Annotated in this window: 1 protein-coding gene; it reads left to right on the top strand. The window is 67.8% G+C overall.

Annotated elements, in window-relative coordinates; all coding sequences use genetic code 11:
* Positions 1-233: efflux RND transporter permease subunit (locus tag SB786_RS37810; RefSeq protein ID WP_410731784.1), on the top strand; the 233-nt coding region annotated here is incomplete at both ends.

The raw sequence follows: 233 nt of genomic DNA, 5'->3' as shown, positions 1-233 counted from the left end.
AGGCCTCGCGCGAGGGCCTGAGTTCGCACGACGCGATCCGCCAGGCGTGTCTGCTGCGCTTCCGTCCGATCATGATGACGACCTGCGCGGCGCTGCTCGGCGCGCTGCCGCTGGCGTTCGGGCGCGGCGAAGGTGCGGAACTGCGCGCGCCGCTGGGCATTTCGATTGTCGGCGGCCTGATCGTCAGTCAGATGCTCACGCTGTACACGACGCCGGTGGTCTATCTGTACATG

Origin of the sequence: Burkholderia sp. SIMBA_062, from assembly GCF_046534765.1 — a bacterium.
In the GTDB taxonomy this organism is placed as follows: Bacteria; Pseudomonadota; Gammaproteobacteria; order Burkholderiales; family Burkholderiaceae; genus Burkholderia; species Burkholderia ambifaria.
This window is presented reverse-complemented; position numbering and strand designations above follow the sequence as displayed.